The sequence below is a fragment of the Flavobacterium nackdongense genome (assembly GCF_004355225.1).
In the GTDB taxonomy this organism is placed as follows: Bacteria; Bacteroidota; Bacteroidia; order Flavobacteriales; family Flavobacteriaceae; genus Flavobacterium; species Flavobacterium nackdongense.
The window spans coordinates 736,654-759,022 of record NZ_CP037933.1 but is presented as its reverse complement, the minus strand read 5'-3'; the positions used below and the strand labels follow the sequence as shown (position 1 = coordinate 759,022).

Annotated in this window: 16 protein-coding genes; 4 read left to right on the top strand and 12 right to left on the bottom strand. The window is 37.6% G+C overall.

What is annotated here, in order from left to right:
• The first annotated feature begins 144 nt into the window (after window positions 1–144).
• The 3 genes from E1750_RS03040 (at window position 145) to E1750_RS03030 (ending at window position 4,028) form a co-directional block, all read left to right on the top strand.
• Window positions 145–432, top strand: a complete 288-nt coding sequence (locus E1750_RS03040; protein ID WP_133275348.1) for a GIY-YIG nuclease family protein — start codon at window positions 145–147, stop codon at window positions 430–432.
• A 601-nt stretch (window positions 433–1,033) separates the two neighbouring features.
• Complete coding sequence (locus E1750_RS03035; protein ID WP_133275347.1) at window positions 1,034–2,152, top strand: vWA domain-containing protein; 1,119 nt, start codon at window positions 1,034–1,036, stop codon at window positions 2,150–2,152.
• A gap of 418 nt (window positions 2,153–2,570) precedes the next feature.
• Window positions 2,571–4,028 (top strand): AAA family ATPase, encoded by a 1,458-nt coding sequence (locus tag E1750_RS03030; protein ID WP_133275346.1) that lies wholly within the window; start codon window positions 2,571–2,573, stop codon window positions 4,026–4,028.
• Between the two features lie 364 nt (window positions 4,029–4,392).
• On the opposite strand, the gene E1750_RS03025 is transcribed toward E1750_RS03030, so the two are convergent.
• The 8 genes from E1750_RS03025 to E1750_RS02990 all read right to left on the bottom strand — a co-directional run bounded on the left by E1750_RS03025 (window position 4,393) and on the right by E1750_RS02990 (window position 17,073).
• Window positions 4,393–5,244 (bottom strand): protein-glutamine glutaminase family protein, encoded by an 852-nt coding sequence (locus E1750_RS03025; RefSeq protein ID WP_227873948.1) that lies wholly within the window; start codon window positions 5,242–5,244, stop codon window positions 4,393–4,395.
• 69 nt (window positions 5,245–5,313) lie between these two features.
• The gene (locus E1750_RS03020; protein WP_133275344.1) at window positions 5,314–6,183 is read right to left on the bottom strand and encodes a transglutaminase family protein; all 870 of its coding nucleotides are present in this window, start codon (window positions 6,181–6,183) and stop codon (window positions 5,314–5,316) included.
• Entirely contained in the window at window positions 6,173–8,764 is a 2,592-nt protein-coding gene (locus tag E1750_RS03015) for a circularly permuted type 2 ATP-grasp protein (protein ID WP_133275343.1), read from the bottom strand. The genes E1750_RS03020 and E1750_RS03015 overlap by 11 nt, the downstream gene beginning before the upstream one ends.
• A gap of 2,676 nt (window positions 8,765–11,440) precedes the next feature.
• Complete coding sequence (locus E1750_RS03010; RefSeq protein WP_133275342.1) at window positions 11,441–14,851, bottom strand: transglutaminase family protein; 3,411 nt, start codon at window positions 14,849–14,851, stop codon at window positions 11,441–11,443.
• A gap of 341 nt (window positions 14,852–15,192) precedes the next feature.
• Window positions 15,193–15,408, bottom strand: a complete 216-nt coding sequence (locus tag E1750_RS17885) for a Fic family protein (RefSeq protein ID WP_227873947.1) — start codon at window positions 15,406–15,408, stop codon at window positions 15,193–15,195.
• Window positions 15,405–15,719: a hypothetical protein gene (locus E1750_RS17880; RefSeq protein WP_133275340.1), complete on the bottom strand. Its 315-nt coding sequence runs from the start codon at window positions 15,717–15,719 to the stop codon at window positions 15,405–15,407. Before E1750_RS17880 ends, E1750_RS17885 begins: the two co-directional genes overlap by 4 nt.
• The gene (gene rhuM, locus E1750_RS02995; protein WP_133275339.1) at window positions 15,719–15,892 is read right to left on the bottom strand and encodes a RhuM family protein; all 174 of its coding nucleotides are present in this window, start codon (window positions 15,890–15,892) and stop codon (window positions 15,719–15,721) included. The genes E1750_RS17880 and rhuM overlap by 1 nt, the downstream gene beginning before the upstream one ends.
• A gap of 461 nt (window positions 15,893–16,353) precedes the next feature.
• The gene (locus E1750_RS02990) at window positions 16,354–17,073 is read right to left on the bottom strand and encodes a DUF4339 domain-containing protein (RefSeq protein WP_133275338.1); all 720 of its coding nucleotides are present in this window, start codon (window positions 17,071–17,073) and stop codon (window positions 16,354–16,356) included.
• Window positions 17,074–17,895: 822 nt separating this feature from the next.
• Here E1750_RS02990 and E1750_RS02985 point away from each other — a divergent pair.
• The gene (locus E1750_RS02985) at window positions 17,896–18,594 is read left to right on the top strand and encodes a DUF1826 domain-containing protein (RefSeq protein ID WP_133275337.1); all 699 of its coding nucleotides are present in this window, start codon (window positions 17,896–17,898) and stop codon (window positions 18,592–18,594) included.
• 430 nt (window positions 18,595–19,024) lie between these two features.
• On the opposite strand, the gene E1750_RS02980 is transcribed toward E1750_RS02985, so the two are convergent.
• From E1750_RS02980 to E1750_RS02965, 4 genes are read right to left on the bottom strand one after another with little or no spacing between them, the layout of a single operon-like run.
• Window positions 19,025–19,822, bottom strand: coding sequence for an endonuclease/exonuclease/phosphatase family protein (locus tag E1750_RS02980; RefSeq protein ID WP_133275336.1), 798 nt, complete (start codon window positions 19,820–19,822; stop codon window positions 19,025–19,027).
• A 42-nt stretch (window positions 19,823–19,864) separates the two neighbouring features.
• The gene (locus E1750_RS02975) at window positions 19,865–20,080 is read right to left on the bottom strand and encodes a hypothetical protein (protein WP_133275335.1); all 216 of its coding nucleotides are present in this window, start codon (window positions 20,078–20,080) and stop codon (window positions 19,865–19,867) included.
• Between the two features lie 23 nt (window positions 20,081–20,103).
• Window positions 20,104–20,613, bottom strand: a complete 510-nt coding sequence (locus tag E1750_RS02970; RefSeq protein WP_133275334.1) for a hypothetical protein — start codon at window positions 20,611–20,613, stop codon at window positions 20,104–20,106.
• Window position 20,614: 1 nt separating this feature from the next.
• Window positions 20,615–22,363 (bottom strand): paraquat-inducible protein A, encoded by a 1,749-nt coding sequence (locus E1750_RS02965; RefSeq protein WP_133275333.1) that lies wholly within the window; start codon window positions 22,361–22,363, stop codon window positions 20,615–20,617.
• Between the last annotated feature and the right edge of the window lie 6 nt (window positions 22,364–22,369).

Genomic DNA, 22,369 nt, shown 5'->3' with positions numbered 1-22,369 from the left:
CACTCGAAGTGACGCGTGGATAATTAATAAAGTCAGTAGAACGTCAGTTCGAGTAATTTTTAAAGCCAGCTAAAACTTGATAGTATAACCTAAAAGTTATGCTTTAAAAATTGTATCGAGAACCCTAATAAAATTGATCATTAAATGAAACAATCTTATGTGTACATTTTAAAATGCTCTGACGATTCTTATTATACAGGAGTCACAAGCAATTTAACACAACGACTTTTTCAGCGCCAAACTGGTTTTTATCCTGATTGTTATACAGCGAACAAAAGACCTGTTGAATTAGTTTATTATTGTGAATTCACAGATATTAATTTGGCAATAGATATCGAGAAAAAAATAAAAAAATGGTCTAGAGCAAAAAAGGAAGCATTGATAAATGAAGAATATGACAAACTTCCTAATTTAGCAAAGAAAAAGTTTTAAAGACGTTTGATGCTTTGAGAATATTTCCGATTTATAAGGCTTCTCGATACAATTTTGAATAGTAAAGCTGTCGCATTACCATTCAAAATCACTCGAAGTGACGTGTGGGTAAATAATAACGTTACTAGTTCGTCAGTTCGAGTAATTTTTAAAGCTGGATAAAACTTGATTGTATAACTTAAAAGTTATGCTTTAAAAATTGTATCGAGAACCCTAGTAGTGAAAAGGCTTCTCGATACAATTTTGAATAGTAAAGCTGTCGCATTACCATTCAAAATCACTCGAAGTGACGCGTGGATAATTAATAAAGTCAGTAGAACGTCAGTTCGATTTGATTTTTAAAGCCAGCTAAAACTTGTTTGTATAACCTAAAAGTTATGCTTTAAAAATTGTATCGAGAACCGTTAGTAATGATAATTCTTCTATGCTGTTCTCCTGAGTTGATCGCAGGACAATTTTCTTGCCCAGGCTTCGGGAGAAAATCACTCGAACTTTCGAAAAATTAGCATCAAAAACTAATGAAACGCAACGGGCTCTTTTAACTAAAAATTAATATCTGTTTGCCTTCCGTTCTTTTTAAAATAATGTACTTTTAAAACTTATGAAGAACACCATCAAAAAAGGCTTTTATTTCAAGACCTACGAAGCACCATTTCAGTCTCCGTTCGATAAACTCTTTGCGATATTCAAGGAGTTAATTACCCATACTTCGGGCGATTTTGACGAAGCCATTGATTGGTTGCGGGAATTGGACAAGGAATACAAACTCACCGATTCCGCCTACACCATCGATGATTTCATCGAAGATTTAAAGAAAAAAGGATACATCCGCGAAGAACTCAAAGACGATGGAACTTCAGGAATGGGAATAACGGCCAAAACGGAAAGAGCCATTCGTCAGCAGGCACTTGATAACATTTTCGGCAATCTAAAACGTTCTGGTAGCGGGAACCACAAAACAAAACATACAGGAAACGGCGACGAGCATACCGGAGAATTTCGGGAATTTCATTTCGGAGATGGCTTGGAACGCATTTCCTTAACCGAAAGTTTACGCAACGCCCAAATCAATAATGGGGTGGCCGATTTTAGGCTGACCGAAAATGATTTGGTCGTCGAAGAAACCCAGTACAAATCCCAAATGAGCACGGTTTTGATGATCGATATCAGCCACAGTATGATCTTGTACGGCGAAGACCGAATTACGCCAGCAAAGAAAGTAGCGATGGCTTTGGCCGAATTAATTACGACGCGCTACCCCAAAGACACCTTAGATATTTTAGTTTTTGGCAACGATGCTTGGCCCATTGCCATTCGAGATTTACCTTACCTCAAAGTAGGTCCGTATCACACCAATACCGTGGCGGGCTTGCAATTGGCGATGGATTTACTGCGTAGAAAGCGCAATACCAACAAGCAAATTTTTATGATTACCGATGGCAAACCGAGCTGTGTCCGCGAAAAAGACGGCACCTATTATATGAACAGCAACGGACTCGACGAATACATTGTCGACAAATGTTACAACGAGGCGCAGCAGGCACGCAGGTTGCACATTCCCATCACGACTTTTATGATTGCCCGAGATCCCTATTTGCAGCAATTCGTCAATCGTTTTACCGAAGCCAATCAAGGAAAAGCCTTCTACACCGGACTAAAAGGCCTGGGCGAAATGATTTTCGAAGATTATGAAACCAATAGAAAGAAACGAATAAAGTAACAAGTTAATTTTAATTATTAAATTCCTAGAAATGAAAAATGGAAACGCATAGAATCATAGAAAAAAGCTCTAGATAGCCCAATTGCTTCGCCTGTTCGCTAGCGCTCGAGTCTTGGGTTCGCATAGCTATGTTTTCTCAAATAAAGTGAAACGCCTTTTAAAATCACAATAAAAATATTTCTATGTGGTTAAAAAACTTTAACAATTGAATTTCACCCAACGGGTCAAGCTAATTTTAATTATCAAATTCCTAGAAATGAAAAATGGAAACGCATAGAATCATAGAAAAAAGCTCTAGATAGCCCATTTCTGAATCACATAACTATTAATTACTATCATAAAGTGAAACGCCTTATCAAAATGAAAAAAACTATGTATCTATGCGTTTAAAAAATAAATACATTTTAATAAATAATCAATGAACAAAATAAAAACACTTGGGGAATTAAAAAAATCAGGATACCAATCCAAAAGTATCAAAGACGAATTGCGTCACAATTTGCGAGAGAAAATCAAGTCAGGTCAGCCCACTTTTGAGGGAGTTCACGGTTTCGAAAACACCGTAATTCCGGAGTTGGAACGTGCTATTTTGTCTCGGCACAATATCAATTTATTGGGGCTTCGTGGTCAAGCCAAAACCCGACTGGCACGCAAAATGATTGAGCTATTAGACGAATACATTCCGTTTGTAACTGGCTCTGAAATTTGTGACGATCCCTTGAATCCAATTTCTCGTTTTGCCAAAGATGCAATTGCCGAAAAAGGAGACGAAACGCCCATATCTTGGCTGCATCGAAGCGAACGCTTTTTTGAAAAACTCGCCACTCCCGATGTTACCGTTGCCGATTTAATAGGCGATGTCGACCCAATCAAAGCAGCGAATTTGAAATTATCCTATGCCGATGATCGTGTGATTCATTTCGGAATGATTCCCAGGGCGAATCGCAGTATTTTTGTCATCAACGAATTGCCCGATTTACAAGCCAGAATCCAAGTGGCTTTGTTCAATATTTTGCAGGAAGGCGACATTCAAATTCGGGGTTTCAAATTGAGGATGCCCCTCGATATGCAGTTCATTTTTACAGCAAATCCAGAAGATTATACCAATCGTGGTAGTATTGTAACGCCTTTGAAAGACAGAATTGGTTCGCAAATCCTAACGCATTACCCGGAAACCATCAAGATTGCCCGCACGATTACCGAGCAAGAAGCCAAATTGGATGCCGCTCAAAGTGATTTGGTGTACGTACCTTCCTTGGCCAGAGATTTATTGGAACAAATCAGTTTTGAAGCTCGTGAAAGCGAATTTATTGACAACAAAAGTGGCGTGAGTGCAAGATTAAGCATCACCGCTTTCGAGAATTTATTGAGCACCGCCGAACGTCGTTCGCTGAAATCAGGTTTAGATAAAACCAGTTTGCGATTGTCCGACTTTATGGGAATTATTCCTTCTATAACGGGTAAAGTCGAATTGGTGTACGAAGGGGAGCAGGAGGGAGCGGCTATTGTGGCACAGCATCTAATTGGCGATGCGATTCATACGTTCTTTCCCGGCTATTTTCCGAAAATTGAAAAACTCGAAAAACAAGGAGAAAAAACGCCTTATTCCGATATCTTAGAATGGTTTTTTACGGAAAGTGGTTTCGAACTGCAAGACGATTGCTCCGATGAAGAATACAAAACGATTTTGGATGGCATTGCGCCTTTAGACATCTTGGTTAAAAAATACCAACCACAACTCAAAAAAGAAGACAGCTATTTTATGAAAGAGTTTATCCTTTGGGGATTGGTGGAGTACAAAAAATTGAGCAAAGACCGCCTCTCCGAAGGCTATCAGTTCAAAGATTTGTACGGCAGTTATATTAGTAAACTATAAAGTGTAAAGGGGCAGATTTTTTCTGTCCCTTTTTTGTATTAGTAGTTTATAGCACTTAATATTAAACCGTTGGTTGAAATTCAATTTGAAAAGTTTTTTAACCACATAGTTCCGATAGCTATCAGAACAGAGATTTTGTGATTTTTAAAAGACGTTTCACTTTATTTAAAAAAACATAGCTATGTGAACCCAAGACTCGAGCGCTAGCGAACAGGCGAAGCAATTGGGCTATCCAATTCTTTTTTTTCTATGTTTCTATGCGGTTTAATTTTTTATTTAATCAATAATTGAAATTTTATTAATTGCAACCCAATGGGTTTACTATTATATTTAGCTCATTTGTCGGAATAAAGTAAAACCGCTCTTATTTCTTCCGTTTTTTTGGGGCAGCGATCAGTAATGCGGCTACTGATGCCTGCCATTTTTTAAGGGTAGCTTCGTAAATTTCTCGGTATTTGGCAATAATAGCTTGATGCCTGAATTGAAAGTCTTCATTCATTTCATAATTCCAGTTCTGATCTCTGAAAACTGTTTCGAAATTGAATACATTTCCCGACAACATTTTATAATCTTCGACTAATTCGTGATTCACTTTCGAGTGAAGTAAGTGTTTAACCTCTGATTCATAAAAGGCTAATGCTGTTTCGTTTATGGCAAGTCCTTTTTCGATCCAATGCTGTTCCAAACAATCGTCTTCGTATTTGAAAAAATCGGTAATCAGTTTATCCGCAAACCAATCAGGCAATTTGACATTTGGTTGGATTTCATTGTAATCGGGACTCAATTGCGAATTGGGAATCATCGACGAATTGAATAAATACCATTCCGAATCCATAATCAGGTAGATCAGTTTTCGGGTTTTGAGTTTGGCTAGCCAAGTGCGATAGCGTACTGGACTTTTCGGAAATAAACCGGGATCTATGACCATTTTACGGACTTTTGTGCCAATACGTACTTGAAGTATAGGAGCCACGTGAAAGCCCCAATCTATTCTGCCCCCGGGAGATATGTTTTTTTTGTCGGCAAAGGAAATGAGTTTACTGCTTGAAGAGGAATAAACTACTGGGGCAAAGGCCCAAATCTTGGCACATTGATATCCTTTTGATGCTAACAATAAACTGATATAATGCGTGATATTGTGACAATTGGCTTGCTGATAACCAAACGGAATGTCTGATTTCAAAATAGCAGCAAACAAAGCGTTAGCTGTATCCAAATCGATTACTGAAGCTTTGCGAGCCGTTAAAAGGGGATGTTTTCTTTTGATGCTATTTAATTATCTTAATTATTGAACAGGTATCACATCGACTTCAACTTTTACTTTATGCTCGCCAGAGCTAAAAATAATTCCTTTCAGAGGCGATAAATCGGCAAAGTCTCGACCATAAGCCGTTACAATATGGCGTTGCTGCGGAATCATATTGTTGGTGGGGTCAAATTCGCACCAGCCCATTTCAGGAATGTAAACCGATATCCAGGCGTGGGAGGCATCAGAACCTTCTAGTTTGGGTTTGCCTTTTGGCGGTAGGGTTTCGATATAACCGCTGACATATTTGGCGGGAATCCCCACACTTCGCAAACTGGCAATCGCCAAATGAGAGAAATCCTGACAAACGCCTTTACGTTCCTTAAGTACCGTCTTCAGTGGGGTATTCACATTGGTAGAACCTGATTTGAATTGGAACTCGGTATATATTTTTTTAATTAAATCTAAAACGGATTCAAAAAGTGACTTTTCAGGAATCAGACAGGTTTCGGCAAAAGCTTTAATTTCGTCGTCCCAACTGATGTATTGACTGGGTAATTGGTATTGTAAAACCTCATTTTTGAGTTTCAAATCGGTTTGGAATTTAAGTCTAGCTTCTGCACAAGTTATGGTATTAAAAAGCTGCACCGCGTTATGCAATACTTCCACTTCACTCGAAACGGTTACTTTGAGTGATTTGTGTGATTCGTGTAGCGAAAAATAATGTTGAATGTTCCCAAAATAATCAGTCCGGGAGTATATTTTAGAAGGTTTAGGTTCAATATCGATCTTGAAATTGCGGCAAATTTGGTTGCCCGAATTTCGGGGTTGAAGACACAATATGCTTTGATAATTGTGAACTTCATTGACGTAAGTATACAGGGTTTGATGTTTTAATCTATATTTCATCAGTTTCTATATTTTCAAGGGTGTCAAAAACAGAATGTTGCATCACCGAATGGTTAAAATACAAACTCGCTAAATTGTTGGATACATTACAAATCAATTCAAAAACCCGAGCCAAAGTAGCGTCCAATTCAGGACGAAACATCGTGAGTTCATCCTCTTTGATCAGACTATCGGCATCGATGAGCTCGACAATAGTGCTGGCTTCCAAAACTGATTTTTCGGCTATACTCAAGCGATTGGGGTCGTTGGTTTTAGGTAATTTTGACAAGTATTCCGTCAAAGTATCTAATAAAAAGGAAAGGGTAAAAGGCAAGTTTTTTTCTAAAAACACCATATTGATTACGGCTTTCAGACTCAAATGCGATTTGTAAATATTGCGGTATTGTGCCAATAAATGATGGTTTTCTAAAATGGCTTCCATCAGAAATGCCTCTTCTTCCTCATTTTTTTTGAAATTCAAGGTCGAGCGAAAAACGGAAATCAAAGATAAAATGCGTTCCACATTTTTCCCCGATTCCAACAAATAAAAACCATTGTCTCTGGGCAAGGTTTCGTAGATGTTGCCATAAAACGAAAACAGACGAATGTGTAATTTATCTAAACCGTGATTGACATAGTTGATGTTATTGGTATTGGTGTTTTTCAGCGCAAAAAGGCTGTCTTCGACCAAGTTGATAATGCGGCGCGTATCGTGATTCCATTTTTCACTTACTTGATTGATGGTGTTCAACAGCGATTGAATGTTGTACACCACGGAGCCTACTTTTTTAGGATCATTAATCAAAAGCAGCAATTCGGCAATAGGGTCTTCAAAAATGGCTTCATTATCAAATACTTCTCCCTCTTTGGCTTCTTTGCCCACAAATCCTGGGTAGGTTTGGGTTAAATGGGTCAGCGATTTCAATAAAACGACCAAAAACTCCGGTTGTGTATTGCCGTGTTTGGTCACGTTTTCGTTGAGCCTATTGAGAATAATTTTCAAAAAGCTTCGCAACGCCATCGTTCTTTCGCACAATCGTCCTACCCAAAATAAGTTCTCGGCATTACGGCTGGTCAAAGAATTTTTTAGCTGATTGTTGGTGTATTTGCGTTCAAAAGTTCTTTCTTGGTATTCGATTGGCGTATCCGAAATAATCCAAGTGTCTTTGGAGATTCCTCCAAAACGGTTGGATATTTCAAATTTCCCTTTGATAGCAGAACTTCGTGTTAGTCCTCCTTGCATCACTTTGTAATCTTCGCCGTCTGCAATCAAAAAAGCGCGTAATGCAGCAAATCGGGGTTCGATTACGCCATTGATAAAGGCGGGGGTGGTGCTCAAACTGACTTCTTCTTGGGCAACAAAATCTTTGGGATTTTTTAGAATCAATTGCTTCAAGTTCTCGAGTTCCTCTTCAGTCAAAGCGCGGCCATAAATAGACCTAAAACCTTGTTTTCTATTGGTTTTCTTGATGATTAACTTGGATAAATTTTCAAGAACAAAATGCAATTCTTTGGTTTGTCCGCACCACCAAGTGGCTACTGATGACATCAATAAAGGTTCTTTTAAAAGAAACTTACAGGCATTTTGCATAAAGGCCATCAAACCGTAATTCTCTAAAATACTGGTTCCGGGTGGATTGACCACAGCCACATTTCCCAAGCGAATGACTTGTAACAGACCTGGAATTCCCAACAAAGAATCGCGACGTAATTCCAATGGATCGCACCAATTGTCATCCAATCGTTTGATGATGACATCTACACGCTCCAATTGGTCTATCGATTTAAGCCAAACAAAACCATCGCGCACCAACAAATCATTGCCTTGCACTAAAGTATAACCTAGGTAGGAGGAAATATAAACGTGTTCAAAATAGGTTTCATTTCCAGGACCTGGAGTCAAGAAAACCACATTTGGATTTTCATTGCTATTGCTTCCAATAGCGTCCACTGTTTGTTGAAATTGACTAAAATAGGGCGAAAGTCGTTTTCGGTATATTTTTTTATTGAGTTCAGGGAAAATTTTACTCATTACAATTCGATTCTCCAAGGCATAACCTGCACCTGAAGGAGCTTGGGTTCGATTGTCCAAGAGCCACATTTTCCCGTCGGGGCCACGGGCTAAATCTACCGCATAATTGAGTAAATGTTTGTCGTGTTTTTGTCGAATGTCGAAACAAGGTAAGAGAAAACCAGAATTGTCAAAAACCAATTCGGCAGGGATAATTCCGTTTTTGATGAGGGTTTGAGGGCCATAAAGATCTTTCAGGATTAAATCCAATAAGCGAGCCCTTTGTTTTAAACCTTCTTCAATGGTTTTCCATTCCGATTCGTGAAGGAGAAAAGGTATAGGGTCCAATTTCCAAGCGCGATTCGACTCTTTATTCGAATCATACACATTATACGTAACGCCGTTTTCTTTTAACTTTTTTATAATTTCTTCGTTACGCAATTTCAATTCATCGATGCCAATAGATTCTAAAGTATCGAAAAGTCCCTGCCAATACGGCTTTATTTGGCCATTTTGGTCAAGCACCTCGTCGTACGAATTGATACTTTCTTTATAAGCTTGGAGCAATCCCAATGTAATATCTTGAATCATTTTTGGTTTGGAATGAATTACATATTTAATCTTGCAAAATACTATTTTTAATGCAAACTACAATTAAATAAACGATCTCCTTTACAACTTTTTTATGCAACCCGTTGGGCACCATTACATCTAAGCGTCAGTTTGAGTGTTTTTTGTGGAGAGAAACGCAGCAAAAAATGTATCGAGAACCCTATTAATGAAATTTTTTCTCTTCAGTCATCCTAAGATATAATTTTAATGGTAAAAAAAGCAATATAAAAGGCCGGTTTTTGAATGTTAGCACTTTTAATTCCCCTCTTCAGAGGGGTTAGGGGTGTGTTTTCATAAGGTGTTGCTATCTGCTGAATTCTACTATTTACAGCATTTGTTAAAAAATAAATTTGTTCGTTTTGGTTTCCTTCGTCGAAATGCCAAACAACTAAACTTAATTTCCTTAACTGCCTTAATGGTTTAAATTGATATGTTTCGTTTCAACCAGCCAGATTTTCAAACTGCGTTTCATATTTATTTCATTATACAAGCCTCACAAACTTAATTTCCTTAACTGCCTTAATGGTTTAAATTGATATGTTTCGTTTCAACCTGTCAGGTCCACCATTCTTCAATCCGTGTCCAAACTTTTTAAACCACTTATAATTGCTCAATTCCAATCTATGTTTTGCTCAAACAAAGTGAAACGCCTTTTCAATAGTTATACAATCTATGTTTCTATGCGTTTCATTTTTTTTAAATTATCTCTAGCGGAATTATACTTTCAATCCGTTTCTATCTGTGCCATCTGTGGCCCAACTTTTTAATTCATTGATAATTGCTCAATTCCAATCTATGTTTTGCTCAAACAAAGTGAAACGCCTTTTCAATAGTTATACAATCTATGTTTCTATGCGTTTCATTTTTTTTAAATTATCTCTAGCGGAATTATACTTTCAATCCGTTTCAATCTGTGCCATCCGTGGCCCAACTTTTTAAACCACTTATAATTGCTCAATTCCAATCTATGTTTTGCTCAAACAAAGTGAAACGCCTTTTCAATAGTTATACAATCTATGTTTCTATGCGTTTCATTTTTTTTAAATTATCTCTAGCGGAATTATACTTTTAATCCGTTTCTATCTGTGCCATCTGTGGCCCAACTTTTTAATTCATTTATAATTGCTCAATTCCAATCTATGTTTTGCTCAAACAAAGTGAAACGCCTTTTCAATAGTTATACAATCTATGTTTCTATGCGTTTCATATTTTTTAAATTATCTCTAGCGGAATTATACTTTTAATCCGTTTCTATCTGTGCCATCCGTGTCCAAACTTTTTAAACCACTTATAATTGCTCAATTCCGATCTATGTTTTGCTCAAACAAAGTGAAACGCCTTTTCAATAGTTATACAATCTATGTTTCTATGCGTTTCATTTTTTTTAAATTATCTCTAGTGGAATTATACTTTTAATCCGTTTCAATCTGTGCCATCTGTGGCCCAACTTTTTAATTCATTGATAATTGCTCAATTCCAATCTATGTTTTGCTCAAACAAAGTGAAACGCCTTTTCAATAGTTATACAATCTATGTTTCTATGCGTTTCATTTTTTTTAAATTATCTCTAGCGGAATTATACTTTTAATCCGTTTCAATCTGTGCCATCTGTGGCCCAACTTTTTAATTCATTGATAATTGCTCAATTCCAATCTATGTTTTGCTCAAAAAAAGTGTAACGCCTTTTCAATAGTTATACAATCTATGTTTCTATGCGTTTCATTTTTTTTAAATTATCTCTAGCGGAATTATACTTTCAATCCGTTTCCATCTGTGCCATCTGTGGCCCAACTTTTTAATTCATTGATAATTGCTCAATTCCAATCTATGTTTTGCTCAAACAAAGTGAAACGCCTTTTCAATAGTTATACAATCTATGTTTCTATGCGTTTCATTTTTTTTAAATTATCTCTAGCGGAATTATACTTTCAATCCGTTTCAATCTGTGCCATCTGCGGCCCAACTTTTTAATTCATTGATAATTGCTCAATTCCAATCTATGTTTTGCTCAAACAAAGTGAAACGCCTTTTCAATAGTTATACAATCTATGTTTCTATGCGTTTCATTTTTTTTAAATTATCTCTAGCGGAATTATACTTTCAATCCGTTTCCATCTGTGCCATCTGTGGCCCAACTTTTTAATTCATTGATAATTGCTCAATTCCAATCTATGTTTTGCTCAAACAAAGTGAAACGCCTTTTCAATAGTTATACAATCTATGTTTCTATGCGTTTCATTTTTTTTAAATTATCTCTAGCGGAATTATACTTTCAATCCGTTTCAATCTGTGCCATCTGTGGCCCAACTTTTTAATTCATTGATAATTGCTCAATTCCAATCTATGTTTTGCTCAAACAAAGTGAAACGCCTTTTCAATAGTTATACAATCTATGTTTCTATGCGTTTCATTTTTTTTAAATTATCTCTAGCGGAATTATACTTTCAATCCGTTTCCATCTGTGCCATCCGTGGCCCAACTTTTTAATTCATTTATAATTGCTCAATTCCAATCTATGTTTTGCTCAAACAAAGTGAAACGCCTTTTCAATAGTTATACAATCTATGTTTCTATGCGTTTCATTTTTTTTAAATTATCTCTAGCGGAATTATACTTTTAATCCGTTTCAATCTGTGCCATCTGTGGCCCAAACAGTTACTTCTTCGCCACCCAATAATGCCTTAAATCCAAAGTATTCGGATATTCTGGATTAACCAATTCTATAGGCGTATCCGGCTTTAAATTGGTTTTATTCTGAGCCACAAACCGCGAAACCGTCGGCGTATCAAAAACAGGCGCAGTTTGTTCTGTGGTAGCAGAAGGCGTATGTCCAAAATCCCAAAAACGACTGATTTTCCGCGACTCGGCTTCATAACTATTCACCGGATAGGTATCGAAACTTCGTCCTCCGGGATGCGAAACAAAATAAGTACAACCCCCAATTACTTTGTTATTCCAAGTATCGACAATATCAAAAACCAAAGGTACATCCACCCCTATATTGGGATGCAAGGCCGAAGGCGGATTCCAGGCTTTATACCGAATGCCGGCTACATATTCGCCTTTGGTTCCCGTACTGCGTAGCGGAATTCTACAGCCTTTGCACAATAAAATATGGCGGTCTGGAATGATGCCCGATACTTTCACTTGCAAACGTTCCAAGGAAGAATCCACAAAACGAGCGGTGCCGTTACTCGATAATTCCTCGCCCAAAACGTGCCAAGGCTCAATACCCAAACGGATTTCCAGTTGAATATTGTCCACCGTAATCCCCCCGTGATGCGGATATCTAAATTCAAAAAACGGGTCAAACCACGAGATGTCAAAATCATAGCCCGCTTCTTTCAAATCATTGACGACATCAATCATATCGAGATAGGCAAAATGAGGCAACAAGAATTTATCGTGCAATTCGGTGCCCCAACGTACTAATTTTTTCTCGTACGGGTTTTTCCAAAACTTGGCGACCAAAGCGCGCACCAATAGGTTTTGCACTAAGTTCATATGTTTGTGAGGCGGCATATCAAAAGCGCGAAGTTCTAAGATGCCCAATCTTCCTGTCGAGGAATCGGGGGAATACAATTTGTCGATGCAAAACTCGGTTCTGTGCGTATTTCCGGTAATGTCGGTGAGTAAATTTCTAAAAATGCGATCCACCATCCAAAAAGGAAGTTCCTTGCCTTTCGGAATTTGTTCAAAGGCAATTTCCATTTCATACAAACGCTCGTCACGACCTTCGTCAATGCGGGGAGCTTGACTCGTAGGCCCAATAAAAGGCCCGGCAAAAAGATAACTCAACACCGGATGATGTTGCCAATAGGTAATCAGACTGCGCAACAAATCGGGTCTTCGCAACAGCGGACTGTCCTCGGGTTTGGCAGCTCCCAAAGTCACATGATTGCCACCACCGGTTCCGGTATGACGGCCATCGACCATAAATTTGTCGGTGCCCAATCGCGACAGAAAAGCTTCTTCATACAAAGCGGTCGTGTGGTCTACAATTTCTTGCCAAGACTTGGCAGGATGCACATTCACCTCGATAACACCGGGGTCTGGAGTCACCATCATTTTCTCGATGCGGTAATCGGATTGGGGTTGGTAACCTTCAATGCGCACAGGCATTTGTAGTTTTTCGGCAGTGGCTTCCACCGAAGCAATCAGGTCGAGATAGGTTTCCAGATAATCGGTGGGCGGCAAGAAAACATAGATAATGCCATCCCGTTCTTCAACACACAATGCCGTCGAAAAGGTATCTACTTCAAATAGTAAAGCTTCCTTTTCTTGCTCTTCTTCTTTTTCGTCTTCTAATTTTGGAGCAACGGTCGCTTTATAAGCTGCTGATGCAGTGCCATAGCGTTCTTCCAAAGATTGATGGTAATCACCCAAAGGAGGTAATTCTTCGAATAAACTTCGGGCAATGGGTTGCTCTCTTTTGTTTTTAGACACTTTGGGCAAGGATTCTAGAGGCAAACGCAAGCCAATAGGGGAGTTCCCAGGTATCAAATAGCATTGCCCTCTTCGGAATTCCCAAACACAGCTCACCCAATGATGGGATTCATGAATCCATTTCAATGGCAACACAAAACCCGAAGGATTGTTCAGGCCTTTTTCCAATAATTTAGCCAACGTATGACGCTGCACCGAATCTTTGAGATTAACTGCTAGCGGGTCTAAATTCACGGGCAATTTTCCTTCTTCCAAAGCCCAGTAAATTGGGTCTTCATAGGTAGGATTGATGTTTTTGGTGTCAATGCCCAAGTATTTGGTGAGTTCAATGGCAAAACGTTCGGCATCGTGAAAAGTATATTTTTTGCCGTCCTCTTTGGCAATCAAACCATCGTTTTTCCACATCGGTAAGCCGTCTTTTCTCCAATACAAAGCATATTGCCAACGCGGAAACAATTCGCCCGGATACCATTTGCCCTGACCAAAATGAAGCAATCCGCCGTGAGCAAAACGACCCTTCAGTCGGAGTGCCAAATCGTAAGCCAATTTGCGTTTCAAAGGCCCATCGGCAGTAGAATTCCACTCGGGAGATTCAAAATCATCGATGGAAACAAAGGTAGGTTCGCCCCCCATTGTCAAACGAACATCGCCTTCGATTAAGTCTTTTTCAACCACATTACCCACCTCCATAATGGCTTCCCATTGCTTTTCGGTATAGGGTTTGGTGACTCTCGGGTCTTCGTGAATCCGAGTGACCGTATTGTCAAATTCAAATGCCACCTGACAGATTTCAGTAGCACCCGTCACGGGAGCAGCACTCTCGTAATCGGGCGTACAGCTCAACGGAATATGACCTTCGCCGGCAAATAGCCCCGAAGTAGGGTCGAGTCCAATCCAGCCCGCTCCGGGCAAATATACTTCGACCCAAGCGTGCAAATCGGTAAAATCATTTTCGGGACCCGACGGCCCATCGAGCGATTTGACATCCGAAGTCAGTTGCACCAAATAACCCGACACAAATCGAGTTGCCAAGCCAATACTGCGCAAGGCCTGCACCAACAACCAAGCAAAATCACGACAGGAACCGCTTTGGAGCGCCAAGGTTTCTTCACTGCTTTGAACACCCACTTCGAGGCGGATATTGTAACTTAAAGTTTGAAATACCAATTGATTGGCGTACACCAAAAAATCGACTGTTTTCAAGTCCTTTAGCTGAGCCAATTGCGCCACAAAAGCATCAAATTTCGTTCCTGTATCTTTTACTTCTAAATAGGGAAATAACTCTTTGAACAAATTATTTTCATAACAAAAAGGAAAGGTTTCGGCGTATTCTTCGACAAAAAAGTCAAACGGATTGATGACTTTCAGCTTGGCAATCACTTCCACTTCCACCCGGAGTTCCGTAGATTTTTCGTTGAAAACGACTCTCGCTTGGTAATTGCCGAAAGGGTCTTGTTGCCAATTGATAAAATGATTTTCGGGATAAATCTTAAAAGAATAGCCTTCGATAACGGTTCTGGAATGGGCGGCTGGACGAAGTCGAAAGAGATGAGGAAACAATTTTACACTTCGATCAAATTTGTAAGCTGTTTTATGTGAAATGGCTATTTTTATGGACATAAGGAAGTGTTTTTTTGATAGTATTTGATAGATACAAATATTGCAAAAAAATCACTAAATATCGAATTTATATAATAATAATTAATTGAATTTAGATGTAAATTAGTCCAAATCGATAAAATCAGGTTTTTATTTTAAGAATAATGTAAATGGTGTATGGTTAATCGGTTAAACGGTTAATCGGTTAACTGAAAACTAACAACAAATAACGGATAACGGGCAACGGCTAACCGACAACAGGTAACCGACAACTAATTAACCCCTAAACTCTTAAACAATTAACCGATTAAACAATTAACCAATTAACCAATTAACCAATTAACCAATTAACCGACACCCCCTTATCTATTGTTAATCAAATTTATTATTACTTTAACCATCATGTCTTTATCATCCGGTTTCGACTCGGCTATCATCAAGGTTAATGCTACTAGGGCATTATCGTCAATTACTTTTTTTCCTTCGTTATACAGCAAAGCATTTCGCTCCAGAAACCAAACAAACAGAAAAGCAGCAATTCGCTTATTTCCATCTGAAAACGAATGGTTTTTGGTCACAAAATACAACAAATGCCCTGCTTTTTCCTGTACTGATATATGATAACATCGAGGTTATAATAATTACTGATTGCTTCTTGAGTTTTTCCTTTTACAGCACCATGTTGAGTGGTATGTGCAAATTTTGCACAGACCACTTTTTCTTCTAATTCACCTTCTTTAAATATATTACGGATATGTTTTGAAACTACAGTTCTATCTTTTTCAAATAACTCTGCTAATTGAGCTTGATTAAGCCAAACAGTTTCTTTTTGAAATAGTACTCGAACTTCAGTAGTATTTTCTTTTGTTTTATAGATTTCGATTTCCATTATCCTGCTATGATATAGTCGCAAAAATACGATTTTAAACCTTGACTTGCCCATTGACGAAATTGCGAACCTCGTTTGGAATTTACAAAGCAACCGACTGAAATAATTGCATCAAGAATATAATGCTTAATTTTTCTTTTAACTTGTCTTTTTCCTTCATTTTGAACTACCAATAAAAATGCGGTAGTGTTTTTATACTAAGAATAATGCAAATTCCATATAACCCCCATAACCCACAACTCTTAATCACTTAACCAATTAACCCACAACCGGGCCGAGCGTTAAAAAACAGTCCAGTGGACTGTTTTAGCGAAGGAGCCAGCCGGCGCACAGGCAAACAATTGTAATTAAAACCAACAACTCACACTATCCACCACAAAATAAATTTGTGCAAATTAGTGTAATTTGTGGTCAAAAACTCATCCTACCACAAACTCCTAATTCCATAAAAGAACCTATAAAGCTACATCTTTAGATGGGGCCAACAATCCGCGTTAATCGTTTCAACACCAACACGATAAAAAAAATCCGTTTTATCTGCGTCTTTACAAAGTAAATCCGTGTCATCCGTGTCCCAACATCGCACAACCCTTAAACAATTAACCGATTAACCGCTTAACCGATTAACCTCTCATCACGGTATTTTCTCCAAATCCAATTTCAACTGATTCGATTCAATTTTGAGTTGGTCAATATCTTTGTAGATGGAATCGATTTGCAGTTGCAGGGCATTGAGTTCCTCTTTCTTTTCCGTCGAACTTCTCAATATTTTGAAACCTGAGGCATTGTTCAATTTTCTTTTGCTCGCTTCAAGATTCGATTGCGAGATGGCGATTAATTTATCGATCTCGATAATTCTGTCGGTTTTGGCTTGTTTTTGTTGTTCAAGGGCTCTTTCCGCAGCGGCTTTTTCGGCCTCGGCCTGCATTTTCTTTTGCTCCTCAATTTCTTTTTCTTTCAGCTCTAGTTGGTAATTTTCGACTTCGGTTTTATGGTTTTTGATGCGCAATTCTCGGCTTCTGGTTTCTTCAAGGTTTTTCAAATAGGAGATGCCTGCCAAGAGCACAATGGCGGCACAAATGATAAAAAAAGTCGGGCGACTTAGGCTAAAGATTTGTTTTTTGGCTAGTTTAACCGCAGTTTTTTGGGGTATGGGTTCCTCCTTTTTGATATCCAATGGAGGAGGACTGACCTTAAAAATAGACTGCAATTCAGGGATTTCTCCCGCAAATTTCCATTTTTCCATTCCTTCGAACCACACAGGCGTTTTGGGGGTGATTTTTTGGGTAATTAATTCTTCAAAATCAAAAGGACCACTGCTTTCGGTACCGTCGTGAAGGAAATATTTTTTCATAAATAGGGGCTGTAATGGGGCTGATATATTGTTTTTTCAAAACTACAATCTTTTTTTGATAGGACAAAGGGTAAAATCCAAAATCCAAATTCCAAATACCAATATCTCTTTCAATTAAACTTTTAATTGGTTAATCGGTTAATCGGTTAATCGGTTAGCTGATAACTGACAACAAATAACGGATAACAAATAACGGATAACAGATAACCGACAACCCACAACTGACACCCCACAACTCACTGTCATCCTGAGCCTGTCGAAGGACACAACCGGGCCGAGCGTTAAAAAACAGTCCGGTGGACTATTTTAGCGAAGGAGCCAGCCGGTGCGGTGGCAAACAATAGCGATGAACACCCACAACTATAAACCATAAAACACAAACTACATCCCTCTTGCCAGTTCCCCCTTTAGGGGGTTAGGGGGTAGGGCAAGGAGCCAGGCGGCGCGCAGGCAAACAATTGTAATTAAAACCAACAACTCACACTTTCCACCACAAAATAAATTTGTGCAAATTCGTGTAATTTGTGGTCAAAAACTCATCCTACCACAAACTCCCAATACCATAAAAGAAACTATAAAGCCACATCTTTAGATGGGGCCAACAATCCGCGTTAATCGTTTCAACACCAACACGATAAAAAAAATCCGTTTTATCTGTGTCTTTACAAGGTAAATCCGTGTCATCCGTGTCCCAACATCCCCCAACCCTTAAACAATTAACCGATTAACCAATTAACCGACACCCCACAACCGACACCCCACAACTCATAACAATTCCCTACTTTTGTACCACAGTAAGAAACAGCCTTTTTCATCACCACTATGACCCATCCATTTTCCAACAACAGCCAAATTGGACTAGTCTCCACTTTTTCAGAATTGGTAAACACGGATTTTAAAGGAGAACGAAATGCCCTCTGCTGGTACCGCCATTTGGAAGGCGATTTTGCTGCCATTGTCAACCAACTCCAACTCAAAGGAAACATCACCGTAGTACAGCCAGAAGACTTATTGGCACTCCAACTTTCGGAACAGGGGAGTGTAGCGAGAGATATCATCTTAAACGATTGGCAATTGTTAACTGATTTTGGGGCTTCGCCCTCGCTCAATTTATTGAAATGTTACGAACGGGATGAGGAGTTCGATTTCATCTCGACCGATGTGTATTCCTTTCATGTGGATCGTTCGCCCATAGCCACAGATACTTTTTTGTGTACCTATCACGGAGCGGCTAGTGATATTATTGCAAATGCCCAAGCGGAGCAAAAAATCCTAATTCCTGAAATTAGAGAAAAGTTGGCAGCCCTGCACAACGGCCCAGCGGAAGAATTGGAAGACTTTTTTAAAGAAAACTACTTCGATTTGCATTATCAGGCGCAACCCAATGCCACGCCTGTCAATTTAGGACTAGGACACCTCTGGCGCCTGGCGGTGGATCATCCGGAACAACAAGTGCTGCCTTGCATTCACAGAGCTCCCGTAGAAAAGGAAGGGGAATATCGGTTGTTGTTGATTTGTTAAAGAGGGGGTAAAGCGGTTATGATTTAGAATTGCAGTACTTCGATAACCTCGTGGCAGTGCGTAATTGAGAAAAAAATCCGAAGTCGTGAGACTCTGCATCGCAGAAAAACAATCCCAAAACGCTTTTCATCCTAATCCTTTCTAAGGATCACAACCCGCAAATCACAACTCACAAACGACAACTTCCTCCAAGTAACCGATGAATCATTTAGCCGTCACTTCGAGTGGTTTTTACTAGTAATGCAACAGCTTTACTATTAAAAATGGTATCGAGAAGCCTAGTAAAAATAGTTTCAATACTATGCCTAACGTTGTTTGTTCGGTGTGGAAGCACATTGGAGGGTAGAGGTTAGAAGCTCATGCACTTTTTAAATTTAGGGAATTATTTGATTTGGTTTAAATCAGTCCCCTTTTCACTGATGATGTACACTCAGTTTACAGAAAAGGCAAACCAAATTGGGATATGATCAGAAATCATTCGGGCTTCCTTCAAAGAATTGAAATCTTTGTAAAAAGGAAGAACTCCAGAATTTAGTTTCGTAATTTTTGTATCGTAAAAAATATTGTCAAATTCCGATGCTAGGCAATCTCCGGTAACACATTCTTTTTTCAAAGAGGTCTTCTGATTCATAAAAATAGGTTGATAACCCATCTTCTTCAAAGGATTGAAAACCGTGTGCGATTGGGGACAGTTGAAATCGCCAACAAAAATCAGATTCAAACTGGGATATGCACTAGGTAAAAATTTAAAATATTTGATCTCTGTTTCCGGTTGCATTTTCTTGGTTATGGCGTGAAAATTGACGACCGTAAATTGTTTGTTTTCATATTGAAAAGTGCAGAGGTAAGGCTCTCTGTCAATCTCTAAATGGTAGTTTACTTCTAGCCACGCTTTCCCTATCTTTTTTACCCGATTCGTTTTCCATAAAAAAGCATACCGCTCCGTTTTATAGGCACTACTACTAGTAGGGTCACTGATAGTATAATCCCATTTCGCTCCTTTTCTGTTGAGTTCATCAGCGAGTTTCGCCACCGCTTGCGCACCACCATCACCTGCCACGACTTCCTGTATAGCTACAATGTCATAATCTTTGACTGTGTTGGCTATAAAACTGATTTCGCCGTTTGATTTCGATTGCCCCAAATTTTCTATGTTCCAGGAAAGGAGTTTGACTTGGGAGAATAGGGTAGAGGTGAATAGGAAAATACAGTAAATAAACTTTTTCAATATTTTTGATTTTAGTACTTAAAATGCTAGATGTTAAATTTATTAATCTTCCCAGCCACAAAGCGCTAAGCCTAAGGAAATAGCTTTTTCTTTGGAAACTTCATTTATCTGATGTTTGCATGCACTTAAACCTCTACAATAACTTGAATGATGATATTTTTTTGCACCTAGTGGTCCACAAATATAAACTGTAGTTTTATTGGGAGAAAAAGCTGTTATAAATATAAAAGTAATTATTGTCAATGTTTTTTTTATCATAATTATTGAAATTATTTATTTGCCTAATGATAAAAAGGGGTATCTACTTTAATAACAAACCATCCTAAAAAATGTTCAAAAATTGTAATTAAAGAAAATACTAAGAGAATTAATAATGCTCCTTTGATAAAAAAATAACCTATATTTTCTTTTTCCATTTCTATGCCATCATTCCTTTTTCCAATGGTGAAAGTCAGTAAAACATGAACTATATAATAGGCTAAAAATGTAAAAAGAAATGTGAATCCAGAGAAAACAGCAATTTTTTGCATTACAGCAATAAAGGCATTATCAATAGTTTTAGAATATATTATTAGTTCAATAGAGTTTTCAACTAACCCTAAAGCTACTTTTAAAAACATAAAGAAAGCGATCATTATGGATGATGTCCAAATGGAATAACAAATCGAAATTTTTTGTTCGTTTTCTGATTTAATGTTTAGTTTTTTAGCGAGAAATTGAATTCCCATTAATAAAAGTACCGTTGCTACAATTGCCACAATAGAAGTAAAAAATAAGCTTTGTTTGTCCATATTATTTAGATTTTAAGGAGATTCTCCAGTTATTTAAATTTGAAATTTCATTTGGTATTATTCCAGGTTCACAATTTGGAGCAGTGGTTTCCCATAGCACATACTTTTGATTATTGTAAATATATGCAATTCCGTTTATTGGAAGATTTATTCCAATAATCGAATGACCATAAAATTCGCTACTCATTAAGGCTACATCGTAATCGTAATGAGAAAATATTGTATAAAGCAATAATGTTCTTGTATCACAATCACCTTTTAAATTGGTTAAAAATTCTACTGGAGTATTTATTCCAAAACGTTGGTTGCCATCACACTCCCCTTGACGATTTAGTATATAATTCCTAGTAAATTTGTCATTATATAGGCTCGCATCACAACCATCATTTAACACTATTACATATGGAATGTCCTGAACAAAAGTAACAATCATTTCTGCAAACTTAATTTTACTTAATTGGTTTGCTTTACCAATGCTATCAAAAAGATTATAAACACTATTGAATCTATTTTTATCAAATTCTTTTAAACTAAAAACTACTTTGTCATATGAATTGATGGATCTTTGGTTTAAATTCAAATTATTTTTATAATAACGGGCTTTATTAAAATCGCTTACTCTTATTTGATACTTTCCTTCATAATTTTTGCCGCTATAATCTTTCCATCTTCTAAATCGCGTTATTATACTGTCTAATTTTGGTTTTTGAAGAGTGTCAATCGCGTTAGTAGTTGTTGTATCTACAATTGGCTCGATAACTGGATTTACCTCTCTGGGAGTATCAACAATAAGGGGAGTTGGACTATAATGCTGGGATGAACCAGAACAAGTTTTAACTAATGAACCAAGAAAAACAATCAAGAATAAAATTCCTAATATTCTAAAAATCCATTTAAAATATGGTGCAAGAAAACCTATTAAAAATAACACCAAATAGAAACCTACAAAAATTAGTAGAAACGGAAATAATTGTATCAAAAAGAATAGTCCTATCAAAACAGCTATGATGGCAAAAATTTGACTAAAGCAACCCATACAACCAAAAGGCTCTTCTTTATTGTATTTCCAGTCTCCCCATACATTGTCATTATGGTTTTTGCATTTAAATTCTTTTCTAATGTAATCTCCTTTTGTTTCTGTTTTTCCAGTTTCTATAGTGCTACATTTACAAGAAGTAGGTTTAATGGGTTTAATAGGTACATTAATAACTGGTGCCTTAACAATTGGCCCAACAACTTCTTCAATTTCTTCTCTTTCATAATCAAGAACGTAACCCGTTATAAAAGCATCGAATGTACCAAAAACCTCGTCTCCATTAGTTTGATGTAATTTGTGGATAATATCAAATTCGAACAGTTGTGGTTCCAAGACATTTACTCCAAATGACTTCTCATTTGCTTTGATTAAAACCGGCAATGTCTTTGGAAGTTTATCTTTAGGAAAAACTGTTCCTTTTATTTTAGTTTCATTTGAAAGATTTTTAAAATCATTGGGGAAAATAAAAGCTTGGTTCTTTCTGAAATCATCTAAAGAATTACATAAAACCTCGGCTTCATATATTTCAAAATCAAATAATTCGGATTTATCATTTTCATCGGGTAATTTACTTCCTCTATATTTTCCTGTAATCGTTCCTTTTAAATACGTTTTGCGAGGTGTTAAAATCTCCTTGGTAATTTTGATATAGGACAAACCATCTTTTCCTATGAAAGGTTCTTCATGTATGATATTTGTTATTTTATCAATCATAAGAAA

Excerpts from the sequence above, each read along its gene's own strand:
- E1750_RS03040 (WP_133275348.1), top strand. The coding sequence starts at position 145 with ATGAAACAATCTTATGTGTACATTTTAAAATGCTCTGACGATTCTTAT.
- E1750_RS03035 (WP_133275347.1), top strand. The coding sequence starts at position 1,034 with ATGAAGAACACCATCAAAAAAGGCTTTTATTTCAAGACCTACGAAGCA.
- E1750_RS03030 (WP_133275346.1), top strand. The coding sequence starts at position 2,571 with ATGAACAAAATAAAAACACTTGGGGAATTAAAAAAATCAGGATACCAA.
- E1750_RS03020 (WP_133275344.1), bottom strand. The coding sequence starts at position 6,183 with ATGAAATATAGATTAAAACATCAAACCCTGTATACTTACGTCAATGAA.
- E1750_RS03015 (WP_133275343.1), bottom strand. The coding sequence starts at position 8,764 with ATGATTCAAGATATTACATTGGGATTGCTCCAAGCTTATAAAGAAAGT.
- E1750_RS03010 (WP_133275342.1), bottom strand. The coding sequence starts at position 14,851 with ATGTCCATAAAAATAGCCATTTCACATAAAACAGCTTACAAATTTGAT.
- E1750_RS17880 (WP_133275340.1), bottom strand. The coding sequence starts at position 15,719 with ATGGAAATCGAAATCTATAAAACAAAAGAAAATACTACTGAAGTTCGA.
- E1750_RS02990 (WP_133275338.1), bottom strand. The coding sequence starts at position 17,073 with ATGAAAAAATATTTCCTTCACGACGGTACCGAAAGCAGTGGTCCTTTT.
- E1750_RS02985 (WP_133275337.1), top strand. The coding sequence starts at position 17,896 with ATGACCCATCCATTTTCCAACAACAGCCAAATTGGACTAGTCTCCACT.
- E1750_RS02975 (WP_133275335.1), bottom strand. The coding sequence starts at position 20,080 with ATGATAAAAAAAACATTGACAATAATTACTTTTATATTTATAACAGCT.
- E1750_RS02970 (WP_133275334.1), bottom strand. The coding sequence starts at position 20,613 with ATGGACAAACAAAGCTTATTTTTTACTTCTATTGTGGCAATTGTAGCA.
- E1750_RS02965 (WP_133275333.1), bottom strand. The coding sequence starts at position 22,363 with ATGATTGATAAAATAACAAATATCATACATGAAGAACCTTTCATAGGA.